This is a genomic window from Paenibacillus sinensis (assembly GCF_019904155.1).
GTDB lineage: Bacteria > Bacillota > Bacilli > Paenibacillales > Paenibacillaceae > Paenibacillus_AQ > Paenibacillus_AQ sinensis.
Genome location: NZ_JAHCMB010000225.1, coordinates 67,859 through 84,941, shown reverse-complemented (window position 1 = coordinate 84,941; position 17,083 = coordinate 67,859). Strand labels below are relative to the sequence as shown.

15 protein-coding genes are annotated in these 17,083 nt (G+C 56.2%); 2 read left to right on the top strand and 13 right to left on the bottom strand.

Annotated features, from left to right (window positions below):
• The coding region (locus KIH86_RS26915; RefSeq protein WP_223110762.1) for a class I adenylate-forming enzyme family protein at window positions 1-1,075 on the bottom strand (1,075 nt) is incomplete at its 3' end.
• Between the two features lie 280 nt (window positions 1,076-1,355).
• Here KIH86_RS26915 and KIH86_RS26910 point away from each other — a divergent pair.
• The gene (locus KIH86_RS26910; RefSeq protein ID WP_223084481.1) at window positions 1,356-3,965 is read left to right on the top strand and encodes a UvrD-helicase domain-containing protein; all 2,610 of its coding nucleotides are present in this window, start codon (window positions 1,356-1,358) and stop codon (window positions 3,963-3,965) included.
• A gap of 279 nt (window positions 3,966-4,244) precedes the next feature.
• Here the strand turns inward: KIH86_RS26910 and KIH86_RS26905 are convergent, their stop codons facing one another.
• The 7 genes from KIH86_RS26905 to KIH86_RS26875 all read right to left on the bottom strand — a co-directional run bounded on the left by KIH86_RS26905 (window position 4,245) and on the right by KIH86_RS26875 (window position 9,658).
• Window positions 4,245-4,493, bottom strand: a complete 249-nt coding sequence (locus tag KIH86_RS26905) for a DUF6953 family protein (RefSeq protein ID WP_223084482.1) — start codon at window positions 4,491-4,493, stop codon at window positions 4,245-4,247.
• 36 nt (window positions 4,494-4,529) lie between these two features.
• Window positions 4,530-4,745, bottom strand: coding sequence for a hypothetical protein (locus KIH86_RS26900; RefSeq protein ID WP_223084483.1), 216 nt, complete (start codon window positions 4,743-4,745; stop codon window positions 4,530-4,532).
• A gap of 106 nt (window positions 4,746-4,851) precedes the next feature.
• Window positions 4,852-5,628, bottom strand: coding sequence for an ABC transporter permease (locus KIH86_RS26895; protein ID WP_223084484.1), 777 nt, complete (start codon window positions 5,626-5,628; stop codon window positions 4,852-4,854).
• 18 nt (window positions 5,629-5,646) lie between these two features.
• Window positions 5,647-6,444, bottom strand: coding sequence for an ABC transporter ATP-binding protein (locus KIH86_RS26890; protein ID WP_223084485.1), 798 nt, complete (start codon window positions 6,442-6,444; stop codon window positions 5,647-5,649).
• A 13-nt stretch (window positions 6,445-6,457) separates the two neighbouring features.
• Window positions 6,458-7,489 (bottom strand): ABC transporter substrate-binding protein, encoded by a 1,032-nt coding sequence (locus tag KIH86_RS26885; protein WP_235775624.1) that lies wholly within the window; start codon window positions 7,487-7,489, stop codon window positions 6,458-6,460.
• A 136-nt stretch (window positions 7,490-7,625) separates the two neighbouring features.
• On the bottom strand, window positions 7,626-9,074 hold the full coding sequence (locus KIH86_RS26880) for an aryl-sulfate sulfotransferase (protein WP_223084486.1): 1,449 nt from the start codon (window positions 9,072-9,074) through the stop codon (window positions 7,626-7,628).
• A gap of 38 nt (window positions 9,075-9,112) precedes the next feature.
• Entirely contained in the window at window positions 9,113-9,658 is a 546-nt protein-coding gene (locus tag KIH86_RS26875; protein WP_223084487.1) for a MarR family winged helix-turn-helix transcriptional regulator, read from the bottom strand.
• A 413-nt stretch (window positions 9,659-10,071) separates the two neighbouring features.
• On the opposite strand from KIH86_RS26875, the gene KIH86_RS26870 reads away from it, so the two are divergent.
• Window positions 10,072-10,494 (top strand): hypothetical protein, encoded by a 423-nt coding sequence (locus tag KIH86_RS26870; RefSeq protein ID WP_223084488.1) that lies wholly within the window; start codon window positions 10,072-10,074, stop codon window positions 10,492-10,494.
• A 120-nt stretch (window positions 10,495-10,614) separates the two neighbouring features.
• On the opposite strand, the gene KIH86_RS26865 is transcribed toward KIH86_RS26870, so the two are convergent.
• From KIH86_RS26865 to KIH86_RS26845, 5 genes are all read right to left on the bottom strand, one after another.
• Complete coding sequence (locus KIH86_RS26865) at window positions 10,615-11,799, bottom strand: response regulator transcription factor (RefSeq protein ID WP_223084489.1); 1,185 nt, start codon at window positions 11,797-11,799, stop codon at window positions 10,615-10,617.
• Entirely contained in the window at window positions 11,796-13,505 is a 1,710-nt protein-coding gene (locus tag KIH86_RS26860) for a sensor histidine kinase (RefSeq protein ID WP_407672359.1), read from the bottom strand. Before KIH86_RS26860 ends, KIH86_RS26865 begins: the two co-directional genes overlap by 4 nt.
• Window positions 13,506-13,763: 258 nt before the next feature.
• Entirely contained in the window at window positions 13,764-14,690 is a 927-nt protein-coding gene (locus KIH86_RS26855) for a carbohydrate ABC transporter permease (RefSeq protein ID WP_223084491.1), read from the bottom strand.
• A 19-nt stretch (window positions 14,691-14,709) separates the two neighbouring features.
• The gene (locus tag KIH86_RS26850; RefSeq protein WP_223084492.1) at window positions 14,710-15,600 is read right to left on the bottom strand and encodes a carbohydrate ABC transporter permease; all 891 of its coding nucleotides are present in this window, start codon (window positions 15,598-15,600) and stop codon (window positions 14,710-14,712) included.
• A 94-nt stretch (window positions 15,601-15,694) separates the two neighbouring features.
• Window positions 15,695-17,053 (bottom strand): extracellular solute-binding protein, encoded by a 1,359-nt coding sequence (locus KIH86_RS26845; protein ID WP_223084493.1) that lies wholly within the window; start codon window positions 17,051-17,053, stop codon window positions 15,695-15,697.
• Window positions 17,054-17,083: the final 30 nt, after the last annotated feature.

Sequence of the window (17,083 nt, the reverse complement as noted above, 5' to 3'; positions counted from 1 at the left end):
AATATCCATTTTCAAACGCTTCTTTAGTTCTGTGGGGATCGTGAAAATATTCCCTGAACAAATATGGACTTTTAATAAGAATTTCATCCTCTGTTCCAATGACGACATTACATTTTTCCGGAACCCTTCCTACTGAATTCTTTTTGTAAGGGATGGAAGGCGAATAGTAGGCTACAAGCAATGCTTCGGTGGAACCATAGTTCTCCAGAATCCTAGTTTGGAAACATGACTCAAATTGTTTCATCAAATCATAATGAAGTTTTGAGGAGCCACAAATCACATATTTCAATTCCCCCTGAAACTTTCTGCTATACCGATTGCTCATATGCAATAGAGCTGACAGCATGGAGGGTACGGAAATAAATAAATTCCCTCCCCAATCGTGTACAAGGGAATCAAATTCTGCGGCGATTTGGGCGTTGAATGTTCTTGTTAGGATCGTCGAAGCGCCAAAAATAAAAGGTTGCAGCGTGCTGTATGTCCATCCGTCGATATGATAGACAGGCATGGATTGGATAAACCGAGTACTTTCATTAACAGTCAAATCGTCCCCATAATCTTGGATATTCTCTATAAATGAACCGCAATAAATGATTGTGCCTTTAGGTTCTCCCGTGGTCCCAGTAGTGAACATAATTGCTATGGGATCGTCTGGGGTAAGTTGAGCATCCATGAACGTTTGATTAACTTGCGGAACTAATCGAGTAAAATCAACCTCATATGTATTAATGAACGGGAAAGTAAGGTCGTTGTGGCTTTTATGGAGAATAAGCTGCGGATTCAACTTGCTAATAATACTGTCGAGCTTGTTAGGCCCATAGGTAGTAGACAACGGTACACAAACCGCACCAAGCCTTAAGATGGAGAAGTAGGAAATTACAAATTCAATTTCGTTATCAAAAAATACGGCTACGTTGTCTCCTTTTCTTACATTTTTAGACCATAGTATATCTGCTAGATTAGCCGTGAGTTGCTCCATATCTTTGTAGGTCAGAATTAATTTCCTTTGGGGCTCAATAATGAAAGGGCGATCAGAAAATACTTTAAAATAATGTAGCAGAAAGTTATCCTTCACGCTGCACCTCACATAGAGTATTTGGCATCACGCAATTCGGGGAATTAGTCTTATGTAGTTGTTCAATCGTTTGCACAAATGGAAATGAAAACCCTTTATCTGCATATATATTACTTTCATATTCTATTATTTGTCAACCATAAAAAAAATTGCCGTTTCATTTGTTGTTTCCATCGGAATTTAGCCAGGTACGAACCACCGCTGTGCATATTCGGAGGAGAGATGGTATAGTGTAGGTTGGCAAAAATGAAGTGTTCGCGAGGTTAAGATGAAGAGTTCGATGAATCAACTACTGTTTCACTCCGCGCCGCAGGGCGTACCCGGAGCCAAGGCTCCACGGGCACCGAAGGCTTCGGCCCGGACAAGCCTGGAGCTGGTGCCGCTGGGCGACCCGGATTCCGCCTATTTCCGGGAACTCGAGGCGGGCGGCATCCTGCTGAATGCCGCACAGATCAAAGCGGTGCGGCATGGCGATGGGCCGCTGCTGACGCTCGCCGGGGCCGGCTCCGGCAAGACGAGCGTTCTTGTATGCCGGACCGGCTATCTGCTGTCCATGCGCCGGATTCCGCCCGGCAGGCTGCTGCTGCTGACGTTCTCAAGCCGGGCGGCCGCCGAAATGCGGGAGCGGATCGGCCGGCTGCCGGGCATGCAGGAACGGAACCTGTCCGGCCTTCAGGCCCGGACATTTCATTCCTTCTTTCTCTATTTCCTGCGGCGTCAGGGAGTGAGGGAAGATATTTTTCACGAGACGCGGCGCCAGCATATTCTATTGCAGACGATAATGCGCGAAATGGGGCTGGCCAAGGATGCCTACCCTCCGGAATCGCTGCTCTCGATTCTCTCCTCCGTGAAGATGAATATGCAGGGTGCGGACACCCTGCCGGATCTGACCGAATCGGATAAGGAAATCCGGGAAATTCTGCTGCGCTACGAGAGATGGAAGCGGGATAACGGCAAAATCGATTTCGACGACGTGCTGCTGGACGCCTACCGGATGCTGCTGGAGCGTCCCGAGCTGTTGGCAGAGCTTCAGCGCACATATTCCCATATCATGGTCGACGAATTCCAGGACACGAACGCGCTGCAGTATGAGCTGATCCGGATGATCGCCAGCCCCCTGAACAATCTAATGGTAGTCGGGGACGACGACCAGACGATCTATTCCTTCAACGGCGCGCGCAGCGACTTCATTCTGGAGTTCGAGCAGGTATACGAGAATGCCAGGGTGATTACGCTGGATATCAATTACCGTTCGGGACCATCAATTATCGGGCTTGGAAACGGGATCATTCAGGGCAACATACGCCGCCGTTCCAAAAGCCTGCGGGCGGCCGTTCCGGACACCGGACGGCCTCGGTATCTCCGCCCCGCCACCGCCGACGAAGAAGCGGAGGCTCTCGTGAACGAGATCATCTCCTCCGTGGAGCGGGGAGAGCGCAGGCATGGCGACTTTGCCATCCTGTACCGGGCTCAGAGCAGCAGCCGTGCCGTGCTGGAGCGGCTGCTGCTTCAGAACGTGCCCTACGTCGATTACGGCGAAGGGCGGCTGCTCTATGAGCACTGGCTCATCTCGCCGGTGATCAGCCATTTGCGGCTCTCGGTGAACCGCCGGGATTTCGAAGCGATGGAGGATATCCTGCCAACCCTGTATGTGAACCGGGAGCAGGGGATGACCCACATCAGGCGAATGGAGGCCGTACAGCCCAAGAAAGGGCCGCTTGTCTATCTCTTAAGCCTGCCCGGCCTGGCGGACTTCCGCAAGGAGGCCATCTCGGACCGGCTCGCGATGATCCGGGGTATCCGGACGCTGACCCCGGTTCAGGCCATCCGGCAGCTTCGGACTTCCTTCTATGATTCCTTCGTCCTGGCGGATGAGCGCCATCAAGCGACGCTTCACCGGGAGACGCTGAAGGAAATGCTGGACGAGCTGGAGCTGTCGGCAGGAAGGTTCGGCGAGCTCCAGCTGTTTCTCGATTTCATCGACGATGTGACGGCGCGGAATGCGCATCACAAGGAGCCCGGCGGGAACGCGGGCGAAGCTGGCGACCGGGTCTCCCTGATGACGATTCACAAGTCGAAGGGGCTGGAGTTCCCGGTCGTCATGCTCCTCGGCGCTTCCGAGGGCATTCTCCCGCACAGCTCCGCGCTGGACGCCGGCCGTCTGAAGGACCGCAAGACGGCCGAAGGCGGCGGCGCCGACGCGCAGGCGCTGCTGGAAGAGGAACGGCGGCTCGCATATGTCGCCGTGACCCGGGCGCGGGAGGAGCTGTACATCAGCTCTCCCGCGCTGCACGGGGGCCGCAAAGCCCCGGTGTCCCGCTTCATGCTGGCGGCCTTCGGCGCCAGCCCCGAAGCCGCCGCCGCTACAGAGGCGGCGGGCGGGACACTGGCCGCCGGGCGCAGCGGCGGCCAAGCCGGCGCGGGCCGCGGGCGCGCCGGAAGCGATGCGGCGCCGGCTGCGCACGGCGCCGCAGAAGGCCGCGCGCGAAGCAGCGCCGGCCATGCTGGCGGCGCGGCAGGCGGAACGCGCCGCGCCGGGTTCTCGGCCGCCGAAGCGCTGGCGGCCGAGAACGCCCTGCTGGACCGGTCCGAGGCCAGCCTTCCGGACCGGGACATTCCCGCCGCCTGGCCGGCGGGACCCGGCGGGAGCGGCCGCTTCGGCGGCGGCGCGGCGCGCCACGGGGGCAGCGCCCGATCCGGCGGCGCTTCGGACAGCGGGGCGCGCGGCTCTGGGCGCACCCGCACCGTCGCCGTCTGGAGCTGTCCCGCCGGGTCCTGTCCCGGCTGGATGCGGGTCAAGAGCGGCGGCGCCGATGACGGCCTGAGCCATAAGCCCTGCCCGCTCTGCGGCTCGCCGATGATCCGAACAACCCGGGAAGTCCCGCTATAGCCGAGCTGGCTCGCGGCTCCCGGAAGCCAAAAAACTCCGGCCGCCCTCATTCAAGAGGATGCGGCCGGAGTTTTTTGCAATCCATCAGCATGGGATCGGTCTTCCCACCTGTCACTTGTTCAGTCTTCTCATTTGTCGCTGGATCAATCTTCCCATCTGTCACCTGATCGTTCTTCGCACAGGGCTGATGCCGGTTGCGGCCCCCGCCTTGTCACCGCGAATGAAGCAGCAGCTTCGTTCTTAGCAAATCACCCTCAGGCTTAACCTGCCCTCGGCACATTACGTCCAGGCCCACAGGAAAGCGTCCCGGTCCCAGGCGATCCGCCCGCGGTGCAGCTTGCGGAAGATCTTCTTCACTTCCTTATCCAGAGAAGCGTTGCCGTTCTCGTTCACATAGATGAACTGCTCGCCAAAGTTCGCTCTTACATAGTCGATCGCATCGGCCTGGTAGAGGGTCCCCGTGAACCGGATCTCCTTGACCATCCATTCGGCTACCGTCTGCGCTGTTGGTGCCGCTGTATCCGTCATACCACATACCGCCTCATTTCTGTCCTCGCTTCAGCTCTATCTTACCAGATTCATCAGCCAGAGGAACAGGATGAAGACGGCAGCCGTTGCGCCGAATGCAATCAACGCGTTCAACAGCCGCTCGCCGGCGTATTCCTTCGGCTTCACAGCGGCTCTCGCATTGCGCGGCAGGTATTCCTCCGGTTCGTCGTGAGCCAGGAAGCTGACCTCCCTGGCTTTCTCCGATTTGGATTTCGGGTGATCGGGGAACACGAGTCTCCCTCCCCTTTCTTCCTGATTTCCAAGGATTATACCATATTTTTCTATAAATGTAATGTGATCTTGTACCCAATTATGGGGACTGTCGCTCGCCAGGAGCCTAACTGCGCCGCACTGCGGAGTTCACCACTCCGTACCGGTACAGCACCTTCCGGCCGAACCAGCCGAACAGGCGGTCCGTGAAGAAGCCCATGAAGCCCAGGCAGAACAAGCCGACGAATATCCAGTCCGTGCGGAAGAATAACCGCGAATTCCAGATTAAATACCCTACACCTTCATTGGCGGCGATCATTTCCGCCCCGATGATAGCCATGTACGAGGTGCCCATCGCCAGGCGAACACCGGTATAAATATGGGGCGTCGTCGCCGGAATGACCACATGGAGCAAAATTTGCCACTCGCTGGCGCCCATGCTGCGGGCCGAGCGGATTTTATCCTCCTCTACGGCCAGTACGCCGGTCAGCGTGTTCAGCACGACGATGAAGAAGGTCGCGTACATAATCAGTGCGATTTTGGACTGCTCCCCGATGCCGAACCAGACCAGAAACAGCGTGATGAAGGCAATCGGCGGGATAAACCGGATGAAATTCAGGAAGGGTTCGGCAAAAATCCGGATGATCCGCACCCGCCCGATCGCGAGTCCCACCGGAATCGCCAGCAGGCTCCCGAGTGTCCAGCCGATCAGGACGCGGAGGAAGCTGATGCCGATATACTGCATAAGAGTGCCGTCCATCAGCAGCTCGCGGCCCCCTCGAACCGTGCTCCACGGTCCCGGAATGACGTCCGGCCCATACATCAGCGCCCCTATCTGCCACAGCAGCAGCACCGCCGCCCACAGCAAGGTCACGGAGACCCATTTGCGCTCGATCCATTTCATTGCTCTGTTCACCCGCCTTTAGTGTTCAAAATGGCTTTCGATTTGCCCCAGCAGCTTGTTGAACTCGGGAGCCGTCACATCCCGCGGATAAGCCTGGGCGTTCTCGTAAATATCGGTAATTCTCGAAGACGGACCGACGGACATGATGCCGATCCGCTGCCCCAGCAGCAGCGCCTCCTGAATGTCATGCGTCACGAAGATGACCGTCTTGCCGGTCTCCCGCCAAATCCGCACCAGCTCATTCTGCATCGTCCGGCGCGTCATGGCGTCGAGCGCTCCGAATGGCTCATCCATCAGCAGAATTTCGGGATCATTCGCCAATACTCTCGCCAGCTGCACCCGCTGCTTCATGCCCCCGGACAGCTCCTTCGGAAATTTCTTCTCATGGCCGTCCAGACCCACAAGCCCGATATAGCGGTCCGAAATGACGCGGCGCTCGGCTTTGGGGGTCTTTTTCATCCGGAGTCCGAACTCCACGTTCTCACGCACGGTCAGCCAAGGAAAAAGAGAAGAATCCGCCTGCTGGAACACAACCGCCCGGTCCTTCCCCGGCCGCTCCACCTCCTGCCCGCCGATCCGCAAGCTGCCTCCGCTCTTGGCGACGAATCCGGCGACAATGTTCAGCAGCGTCGACTTGCCGCAGCCGCTGGGGCCGAGAAGAATGAAGAATTCTCCCCCCTTGATGACCAGATCGACATCCTTGATGATATAGTGAAGCTCTCCGGAAGTCTGTTCGCTGTAGCTCTTGCGCAGCGCTTCAATCTGAATGCCGTTCCGCTCGGTATGACTGCTGTTCCGCTCTGCGGGCAGGGACATAATGATGCACCTCCTATTTGGTGTAGGTCACTTGATCAGGCAGCGCTTGACGCAGCGGGTCCAGGCTGATTTTATCCGCCAGGTCGAAATCTTTCTCAATAATGCCGCTATCAACCATGTATTTCTTCTGTGAGGCAAGACTGTCATAGGCCGCCTGCGAAAATCCAACCTTCCATACGTTCTTCGGCAGATCCTTGAGCGTCGCTTCCTTCGGCTGCTTCAGTTCCTTGTACATCAGGTCGGCCGTTTCATCCGGATGAGCCTGCGAGTATTCAGCCGCCTGACTGACGGCTTTCAGGAAGCCCGCGACTACGTCCGGATGACTCTTGATCAGGTCATTCCCGGACACAATCCCTGTGCCGAGCCGAACCTTCGTCTTCGACATATCGCTCAGCTCATGGACGCCTTGCAGGCTCTGAAGCTTCTCCAGAATCGCCGCCCCGGTGAACCAGGCCCCATCGACGGAGCCTTGCTTCAGAGCAATGTATGCCTCGTCAAAAGCGCCCTGCCCAACGAGTTCGGCATCCTTCACATTCAAATTGTTCTGCTTGAAGTACTCATCCCAGAGATAGGGCAGGAACGTGCCGCGCATGAAGCTCAGCTTCTTCCCCTTCAAATCCTCCGGTGTCTTAATTTCGTCCTGGACGTACAGCTTCCACTGTGCAGCCGCATCATCGGTCGCCTGACCGGCCGAGGCGATGATGGCGTAATCACCCTTCGACACGGCGTTCAGCAGCGGGAAGTCCGCGCCGTAGGCCACATCGACCTGCTTGATGAACAGCGCGTTAACGCCTTCGGCCGGGGTTCCGAAGTTGACGATTTCGGCGTCGATGCCGTTGTCCTTGAAGAAGCCCTTCTCCAGCGCTGTGCGGAACACGGGGTTCGTGCCGGTATCCGCGATCTTCAGCTTGTAGAGCTCCTTTGGAGCTGCAGCGGAATCGGACGAAGCCGCGGCATCGCCTTTGGAGCTGCAGCCCGAAAGAATCAGGAGAAGCGAGAGCAGAAGCAGCAGCGGCGAAGCGGACTTGGTTAACTTATGATTCACGGTTATACACCTCTTGGATTAAGTATGGGTGGAAAATAATGCATCTTCGCTTGTTATCAGCAGCTATTACGGCAAGCCCGGGAGGCCCGCCCTGATGGGGCGCCTCTCCGGGAATGTCGGGCCTGGCTGCCGCCGCTCACGCCCGGCGGCGGCCTTCATCCGAAGTCGCGACGCAGGCCGCGCCCTCCACGAAGGGCAGCGTTGTGGCGACGCTGACGACTGAATCGCTGCCTTTGGCGGCCGCGCCCGGAACTCTGAACTGCGTGGCGTCAATCGGTTCAATGGCCGTCTCCTCGGGCTTCGCCAGCTGCGGCACCCATTCATAGGGGAGACGATACGAGCGATAGACCATGTTGGTGTTTCTCTTATCCGTATAAGGAGAGATGTACTCCCAGACCACTTCGTAATCCTCCGTCACTTCGAAGAGACGGCCGTTCGAGCCCTCGGTAATCAGCGTATTGCCGTTCGGCAGCCGCTGCGCCGAGCTGATGTACGGGCTGTAGAATTTATAGGAGTCGGTCGGCACCGAGAAGCCGGCCTCGGCTCCGGTATACTGCCACACGACTTCCAGAGTTTCCGGGTCGATCTCCAGAACCCGGGAGTGGTCGCGGATCGCGTTCTTCTGTCCGAACGGTGAAGCGGGATTTGGCAAGCCGTAGCCGCCCCAGCCGCCGTTGTCGAATACGAGCAGATTGCCTTCGCCCGGCAGGCCCTTCGGAATGATATGGGCGTGGTGCTGGCCGATGATCCAGCCGATGTGCTTCACTTCCGGCAGCGAGTAGTCCGGTCCGAGCCGCCAAACGATGCTGCCGGTTCTCCGGTCCGTAATCGCAATGATGTTGGCTTCGCGGGCATCCCAGATAATGTTGTCCGGATGGAACCGCTCGTCGCCCTGGTCATACAGCCGGTTAGGCCCGACATACGAAGCCGAGTTGATATGCAGCCAGTCTCCGACACCGCCGCCCAGATCCCCGAAGGACCGTGTGTTGGGGTCGCGGAACAGCACATTCCGGGCCGCCTGGTCAAAGCCCAGTTCCTCGAAATGGTCGCTGGCCTTCCACTCCCACAGAACGCTGCCGTCCCAGTCCACTTCAAGAATGACGTCATCCAGCAGCTCTTTGTCCGAGATTTCCGGCTGATGAACGTTTTTGTGGGCAAGCACCAGCGTTTTGCCGCCGGTTGCATTCGGTTCAAGACCCGGTGCGTAATAGCCGACCGGATTGCCCTCGCGCTGATAGTCATGATGCTGGCGGGCATACCACAGCGGCTCATAGCCGGGATCTTCGATATGCTCGTAGCCGTTGTATTTCCAGACGATGTTGCCGTCCCAGTCCACCTGAACGAGATCAACATTATCCTGGATGCCGAATTTCGGATCTCTGCGCCCAGTGCTGCCCAGCACATAACCGCCTGGAAGCACCTTGGCCGGGAAGCCGATCAGTCCCTTCCACAGACGTACTTCGCGGCCGTTCATGTCGATCAGAACGACGCCCTCATCCCCCGCCTGATAGACGGTATAGCCGCCCCAAGCCTTGTCCGGATTATAAAGTGTTGCCCCTGTCGGATATACGGTAGGAAACCCCATACTCACATTTCTCCCTTGTTATATGAATTATTATTGAATTAATAAGTCAAATATCGGCTTTGTGTCGTTACTGACTTCGGCTTCTGCTCGGTTCCTCCGGGTGTTAACGGCTCGGCATTCCGCTTCGCAATCTCCATGACCGCTTCGGAGAAGCCGTCCAGATTGCCGATTACCTTCTCGAACGCTCTTGCCTGAGAGTTGAGCTCTTCGGCCCCGAATCCCTCGAACAGAAGCGTAATACACGCCGATCCCACATCCCGTTGACGCTCGAACATCTCCTGTCCCTTGTCCGTGATCCCGAGAAGCACGGTGCGCCGGTCGCCTTCCTTCCTTCTGCGAACCGTGAAGCCGGCCGCATCAAGCTTGTCGCAGAGCGCGGTGATGGCACCCGAGGTCAAATCAAGCTGCTCGGCCAAATCACTGAGTCTCTGCTCGCCTTCCCGGATGATCTTGTGCAAAATCAGCATTCCGGGCAGCGCGATCCCTTCCACACTGATCCGGTCTCTCTCCTTCACGAACCTTCTGACCATCTTCCGGAACAGCCAGTCTGCCTCCTCCAGCCTTTCCCAATCTGCTTCCTGCATGTCTCATGCTCCTTTACCCTTTGTTCAAGCCGAATAAAAAAGGCTCCTGCAGCGCGCCCATAGGAAGGGTAGCGATGCAGGAGCCTTTGGATGTCCAATCAGCTCATCGTCATTATTCACTATTCATTAATTCAGCGTTGAAAGATCATATCCGAATAATAAACCCATTATTCACACTAGTCAAGTAGGTATTTGAAAATCTTAAGCTTATTTTAAACCTTCCTTAAGGCTCCTGTCACATTCGCAGGTTAAAATAGAGTCATGGGCGGCACCTTTTCCCGCCCGGCACGTAATAACTGATGTCGGAACCTGATCCGAGCCTGCAACCAATGATTGCACCATGAACGGCAGCCGTTCCCCGGAGCGTACCGGGAATTCAAATCCAACACACGAAACGAAGAGAGGAATCACATATGAATCTGAATCGAAATATCAAGCGAGTGATGATTGTCGGAACGATGGTTGTCGTAATGTCCATCGGAGGAAACAGCTGGGGGGCCAAGAGCGTCAGCGCCAGCCCCGTAGCCAAGCTCTCCGCAGCCGTTCCCGCTGCGGCCGCCGGAACGATGTCCTCCTCGAAGCGCGACAACTTGCTGGGAGCGCTCAACCAGTCCTCGGACGAGGACTTCTACTACGCCCTGTATGAAGGGCGTTCACTGGCCGACATTGCCGAAGGCAGCGGGGCCGATGTCTCGCAGGTGATCCAGTTACAGAGCGATCAGCTCATCGCCCAGCTTGATGAGCGGCTGGCTTCCGGCAGCATTACCCGTGAGCAGTATTACGACTACATAGCGGAGGTGCCGGACATTATCCGAAGCAGCGTCTATCAGTTGTAAGCGACATCAACAAAACGCAGCACATACGCAGACGACCCGCCCCCCATAGCCTGGAGGGCGGGTCGTGTTTGTTATTACCGGACATTCTCGCCGGTAAATGCTCCCTTAACCCGAGCGGGTCTAGCCCCGTCCGGGGACGCTTTGCTTCTGCCGGTATTCGGTCGGTGTCAGCTGAAATCTTCTGCGGAAGATCTGGGTGAAATGCCGCATATCCTGATAGCCGACGCATTCGGCGATTTCGCTCAGCTTGAGCGGGGTGTTCAGCAGCAGCAGCTTCGCCTGGTCCAGCCGCAGCGAAGTGACGTATTCCTTAAAGCCGAGCCCCGTCTTCTGCTTGAACAGCTGGCTGAAATAGGCCGGGTTCAGATAGACGACGGATGCCATTTTCTCTAAGGAGAGGTCTTCGCGGTAATGCTCCTTGATATACTGCAGTGCCACATCGATGGCCTTCTCGCTGCTTCGCTTGACGTTCTCCGGTTCAAAGGCCTGGGTGTTGAACGCTTCCCGCAGCCGGTTCACGACCTCCGGCACGACATTAAAGTCCGTGTTCAGCCCGGAGTGGATGATCTGGAACGGAACCTTGAGCACCCGCCCGAGCTGGCTTTTGACATTGTCCTGAAACGCCTTGATCCCTTCCCCGTCCTTCAGGCTGATCAGGCCAAGCAGCGTCGCCTGGCCGAAATTGACGACCACGCCGCAGCCGTGCTGTTCGATCAGCTCGGACAGCACGTTCTCCACGATAAAGTGCTCCAGGCGCAGGCTGTTCTCGCCCTCCATCCGTACCATCGTCAAATAGAAGCTCCGGTAATCCTGAACAAACGGACCGATATCAAGGTTCCCGATATCAAGCCCGGACGCCAGCCGACGGAACACACCTTCCTGCAGATACTTTAGGCTCGTCTTCAGCCGCTCGCCCTCCAGCGAGAGCCGGCTGTCCCGGCGGATCTCTTCGGCTAGACTGTCGATAAGCTCATGCAGCCGGCTTTTACCGATCGGCTTCAGCAGGTAATCCCGGGCGCCGAGCCGCACCGCCTCCTGGGCGTAGGCGAATTCGCTGTGTGCCGAGATGACCACCCATTTGACAAACGGGTATTTGCGTTTGGAGATTCGCATAAATTCCAATCCGTTCATGCCCGGCATCAAAATATCGGTCAGCACGATATCGATCCGCTGCTCTTCCATGATGCGTACCGCCTCTTCCGTAGAAGCGGCGGCCTCGACATGGTACTCCGGATGAAGCTGGACAATCGTGCGGCTTATTCCTTCCCGGATGGCGCGTTCATCATCAGCAATCAAAATATTCATGAGTCGGCTTCTCCTTTCCGCGGACGCGGCACGACGATGGCAACCCGCGTTCCCTCACCGGGATAACTCTCGATATGCAGACCATAGCCTTCACCGAACATATTCCGCAGCCGGCTATGCAAATTCTGGAGCCCGATTCCGCCCTTGCCGGATTCCTTCGGACTCTCTTCCTCCAGCGAATCTCGCAGGCGCTCCATCGCTTCCGGCGACATGCCTGCGCCGTTATCCTCGACGACAATCCGGAGCGCGCCGTCCTCCTCCCGGGTGTACACCCGAAGCAGGCCCTGACGGTTCAGCGGCTCCAGTCCATACTTCACCGCATTCTCGATAATCGGCTGAACGGACATCTTCGGCAACTGGACGTCGAGCCACCGCTCGTCGATATCCGTCACGACCTGAAGTCTGCCCTCCAGCCGGATCGAGATAATGGTGAGGTAATGGCCGATTTGCTCCAGCTCCTCCCTTAGCGTAACGGGGGCGCCGCCTTCCCACTGGCTGCTGTAGCGGAACATGGACGACAGGGAGAGCACGAGCTCGCCCAGCTGGTCATTGCCTTTTTCATCAAGCATCCAGTAGATCATATCCAGTGTGTTATAGAGAAAATGCGGGTTAACCTGCGACTGCAGCGCATGCAGCTCGGCGTTCTTCTCGCTGACGGAGGAAATTTTGACCCGTTCGATAAGCTCCTCGATCCGCCAGACCATCCGGTTGAATGACGCGACCAGAATGTTGATCTCCTGATAAGAGGCTACGCTCAGTGTGCCCCGGAAATTCCCGATCTCCACCTGCTTCATTTCGCGGATCAGCTTCTTGAGCGGCGACGATATGGTCCGGGAGACGATGGAGGCGATCAATGTGGATACAATGATCAAAATGGTGAAGACGATCAAAATGTACCGCTGCATCTGCATAAGCTCCACGTTGAGATCCCGGTCTGGCGTAACGCTGACGACCCATAAATCGGAGAAGGGCAATCTCGATGCGGCAAGCAGCTGGTCCGAGCTCTGCCTCACCACCACATCCTGGGCGCCGTCCAGAAAGTCAAGATCCTTAAGCTCCTGATCCGCTCCCTCCGATGAGGAGATGATGCTGCCCGACTTCGCCATCAGATAGACCTGGCTGTGCTCCCCCAGCTTCAGATTGTCCAGAGCGTTCAGCACCGGCTGGGGATTCATCTCAAACAGCACGAGGCCGATCGGCTTATGCTCGTTCAGATCGTAGATTTGCCGTCCGAAGGCGAATACCGGACTTTTCTCCTCCCGGTCGATGAGGGATTGTTTGTAGACGCCGAGCCATACCATTTTGCCCGAGGAAGCCTGTACCTGACGGTACCAGCTCTCGCTGCGGTAATTCGGGTCCAGCACATTGAAATAGTTGCCGTAATTATAGACCTTGCCTTTATCTGTAAGAACATGGATGCCGACCAGATCATCCCGTGAATAAAAAATAGCTCCGAGAATATTCGTGATCGTTCGTTCGTTAATGTAAGCAACCGCCGGCTCTGTCGTTTCCTCGTTCAGCAGCCGGATCATGTCGAAATTGTTGCTGAGCGATTTGGAGAGGCTGTCATAGCCCTGATACAGCAAGCTGAACAGACCGGCCGTCTGCGCCGCATTCTTCTGCGACAGGTCGCTGATCTTCTCGTGCAGCTGAACCGTTGTCCGGTTGTAGTACAGCAGGCTGACCACCAGCAGAATCCCTGACATGCAAAAAAGAAACAGCAGAAACAACCGGTGATGTATGGAATGAAAGCCTCCTCGCAAAACAGACTCCCTCCCTCATCCTGGCGTTTCCGCTGTGCCTCTATTATAGATCGGGCTGTTGCCCTTTTCAATGAATCGCTTACAGTCCTGAACAATCGCTTACGGCAAGCATTGCCCCGCATCACCCGGAACCCCGGAGGATTTGAACTTATTGGCCGTTGTTATCTTTGGATTTCTGACGGGATTCCCTTCGTCCTAAACTCAGCCCTTTACCGCTCCGGCAACCATGCCCTTCGTGATCTGGTTCGAGAGGAAGAAGTAGATCAGAATAACCGGCAGCGCGCCCATGATCAGGAAGGCTCCGATATCCCCGTAATTCACCGAATACTGGCTGACGAATGTGTAAATCCCGAAGGGCAGCGTCTTGAGCCGCTCGGATGAGATGAAGGTCGCCGCCAGGATGTATTCGTTCCAGATCGAAATGAAGGTCAGGATGCAGACCGTCATCATCGGAGGAACCGACACCGGCATAATGATGCTCCGGAAGATTCGGTAAATGCTGGCTCCATCAATGAAGGCCGATTCCTCGATCTCATGGGGGATGCCCTTCATGAATCCGCTCAGGATGAACACGGAGATCGGCGTCGAGAACGCGATGTAAGGCAGAATCAGGGACAGATGGGTGTTCAGGATATGCAGATGCTTGAAAATAATCATCAACGGCAGCAGCGTTGCCTGCATCGGGATCATCATCCCCATCAGGAACACGGTCATGACCGCTGTGCCGTAGCGCCACCGGAAGCGGGTGATCGCATAGGCGACCATCGAGCTAAGCACGATGACGCAGATCATCGTAACCCCCGTGACGAGCACGCTGTTGGACAAGTACTTGAGATAGCTCCCCGACTCGAAGGCCTCCTTGTAGTTATGCCACTGCCACACCTTCGGCAGCGAGAAGAAGCTTCCATCCATGATTTCTTCATTCGTCTTGAGCGAGTAGAACAGCAGCCACAACAGTGGATACAGCTGGGTGATGATGGGCACGGCGAACAGCACATACACGAGCCCTTTCTTGATTTTGGCCCGTCCTTGGGTCCGGCTCTTATACTCCGGCTCAGACTGGGCCGGATAACGGATGCCTTTCTCCCGGGAGAGACGGAGCTCCGATTTATTTTTGATTTCGAGCATTGGCCCGCACTCTCCTTTCCTAGCTGAATTTTCGTTCAAGCTTGCCCATAACCGTATTGATGATGACGGTACAGATCAGGCACAGAATAACCAGGAAGGCGGCGATGGCGCTTCCGTATCCGTATTTGAGCGACAGGAACGAGCTGTTATACATATGCGTGGAAATAACGTCCGTAGCGTGAGCCGGTCCTCCGCCGGTCATGACCATGACCAGTTCGAAGGCCTGAAGCGAGCCGATGAACGCCAGCACCAGCGATACCTTGAATATGGGCACGATTAGCGGCAGCGTAATGTGACGGTCGGCCTTGAAGCCGTCCGCGCCGTCGATTTTGGCCGCTTCGTAAATTTCGTCGGGAATGTTCTGAACACCGGTGTATTGAATCAGCAGATGATAGCCGAAGTACTGCCAGAGCGATACGAAATACAGGGCGAACATGGCGATCTTCGGTTCGGTAAGCCAGTTATGCGTCCAGCTCGAGAGTCCGAGAGCCGCCAACACGCCGTTCAGCATGCCGCCCGCCGAGACCGGATTATAGATCGTCTTCCACAGCTGTCCGATGATCACGATCGACAGGATGACGGGTGTAAAATAAATCGAAACGAGCGTATTGCCCTTCTTCACATGACGGCTCAGCATAATGGCCATCCACAGACAGAGCGGGATTTCCAGCATGGACGCCACGGCGTACAGCAGCGTATGCCGGACCGCCGGCCAGAAGACGGGGTCGCTTGTGAACATCGTCTTGAAATTGGCTAGTCCTACAAATTTCGCGCCGGTAATGCCGTCCCATTGAAGAAGACCGGTATAGAACGATACAGCGATCGGCATAAATACAAGACATACATATAACACTAGACAAGGCAGCACGAAGACGGCTATCGTCCGTGCAGGCACCTTCAGTACTTTCATAGTTCTCCGCCCCTTTATCCCCGGATTCGGCGCCGGGGAGGCCCTAAAGTTGGGCCCCCCACTACGCCTTGCCGCTTAAACTCTAAGGTTTCTTCTATTTATTGGATTCGTATGCAGATTGATGCTCCTTGGCGACCTGAGCGGAATCCACTTTTTGCACGAACAGATTCTGGATACTGCTGAGATGCACCTGCGAGGTTGCCGGGTTCATCGTATTGTCGAAGGAGAGATCCCCGCCTTTGACCTGGTTGAACAGACCGGCAACGGTGATAGCCAGATCGGAATAACCGGCAGCCTTCAGGTCGCCGTCAACCTTCTGACCAATGCCGACCGCATTCTTCAGGTCGAACTGCGTCTTCGGCAGGTTCAGCGTGAAATAGTTCAGGAAGTCCTTGGTCTCCTGCAGATGCTCGCTGTTGGCCGAAATCGCGAACGCGCTGCCTGGAGCCAGCATGAATTCGTTCGGATCGCCCTTGCCGTCAACGGTCGGGAACTGGAACGCTCCGACCTTGCCGGCAACGGAGGAAGCGTCGATGGCGCCCGTCTCCCAGGTGCCGATGATCCACATGGCCGCCTTGCCGGATTTGAAGATGTTGCCGCCTGCGTTGGCGTCAATCGATGTCGCGCCGTCCGGGAATGCACCGGCCTGAACGAGATCCTGGAAGCGGTCGACCGCTTCGATAAAGGCGGGGTCATTGAAGGTCTTCTTGCCGTCAACAACATCCTTCAGGAATCCGGGGCCGCCGTTCGTGCGGAGCAGAATGTTCATGAAGAGGAACGAACCGGTCCAGGAATCCTTCTCTCCGATGGCCAGCGGCGTAATGCCTTTGGCTTTCAGAGTCTTCACATCCTGCAGGAATTCGTCGAACGTCGTCGGCGGTGACGAGATGCCGGCCTTCTGGAACAGGTCTTTGTTATAGAAGACGACCTCGATATTGTTGCCGTCCGGCAGCGCATACACATTGTTGTTGAAGCTGTAATAGTCGAGCAATCCGGCTTGATAGGTGTCCTTCAGTCCGCCCTTGTCGATGACATCGTTGAGCGGAGCGAGCAGACCGGCATCGACGAACGGCTTCATCTGCGCCGCGGGGTTGACCATCGTAATATCGGGAATTTCCTTGGAAGCCGCCTGGGTCTTCAGCTTCACTTTCTGCTGGTCGGTGTTCAGCGTATCCAGTTCAATGTGGACATTGGGATGTTCCTTCTCGTACTGGCTGACCAGCTGGCGCACCATCTTGTAGTTGGGTGTCGTCGGGTCCGGGTAGATGTTCTGAAAGGTAATCGTGACCTTCTTGCCGCTGTCTCCTCCGCCAGTGCTTCCCGAGCTTGGGCTGGCGCTGGATGATGATGTATTTCCATCGTTGTTATTCGAACTTCCACATGCTGTCAAGCTCAGCGCCATGGCGGCGGTTAATGCGATGGACAGCATTTTAAATCGCTTTCCTGTAGCCATTTATCGTAACCCCCTGTGCTTTGTGATGTC

Excerpts from the sequence above, each read along its gene's own strand:
- KIH86_RS26910 (WP_223084481.1), top strand. The coding sequence starts at position 1,356 with ATGAATCAACTACTGTTTCACTCCGCGCCGCAGGGCGTACCCGGAGCC.
- KIH86_RS26905 (WP_223084482.1), bottom strand. The coding sequence starts at position 4,493 with ATGACGGATACAGCGGCACCAACAGCGCAGACGGTAGCCGAATGGATG.
- KIH86_RS26895 (WP_223084484.1), bottom strand. The coding sequence starts at position 5,628 with ATGAAATGGATCGAGCGCAAATGGGTCTCCGTGACCTTGCTGTGGGCG.
- KIH86_RS26890 (WP_223084485.1), bottom strand. The coding sequence starts at position 6,444 with ATGTCCCTGCCCGCAGAGCGGAACAGCAGTCATACCGAGCGGAACGGC.
- KIH86_RS26880 (WP_223084486.1), bottom strand. The coding sequence starts at position 9,074 with ATGGGGTTTCCTACCGTATATCCGACAGGGGCAACACTTTATAATCCG.
- KIH86_RS26875 (WP_223084487.1), bottom strand. The coding sequence starts at position 9,658 with ATGCAGGAAGCAGATTGGGAAAGGCTGGAGGAGGCAGACTGGCTGTTC.
- KIH86_RS26870 (WP_223084488.1), top strand. The coding sequence starts at position 10,072 with ATGAATCTGAATCGAAATATCAAGCGAGTGATGATTGTCGGAACGATG.
- KIH86_RS26865 (WP_223084489.1), bottom strand. The coding sequence starts at position 11,799 with ATGAATATTTTGATTGCTGATGATGAACGCGCCATCCGGGAAGGAATA.
- KIH86_RS26860 (WP_407672359.1), bottom strand. The coding sequence starts at position 13,505 with ATGTCAGGGATTCTGCTGGTGGTCAGCCTGCTGTACTACAACCGGACA.
- KIH86_RS26855 (WP_223084491.1), bottom strand. The coding sequence starts at position 14,690 with ATGCTCGAAATCAAAAATAAATCGGAGCTCCGTCTCTCCCGGGAGAAA.
- KIH86_RS26850 (WP_223084492.1), bottom strand. The coding sequence starts at position 15,600 with ATGAAAGTACTGAAGGTGCCTGCACGGACGATAGCCGTCTTCGTGCTG.
- KIH86_RS26845 (WP_223084493.1), bottom strand. The coding sequence starts at position 17,053 with ATGGCTACAGGAAAGCGATTTAAAATGCTGTCCATCGCATTAACCGCC.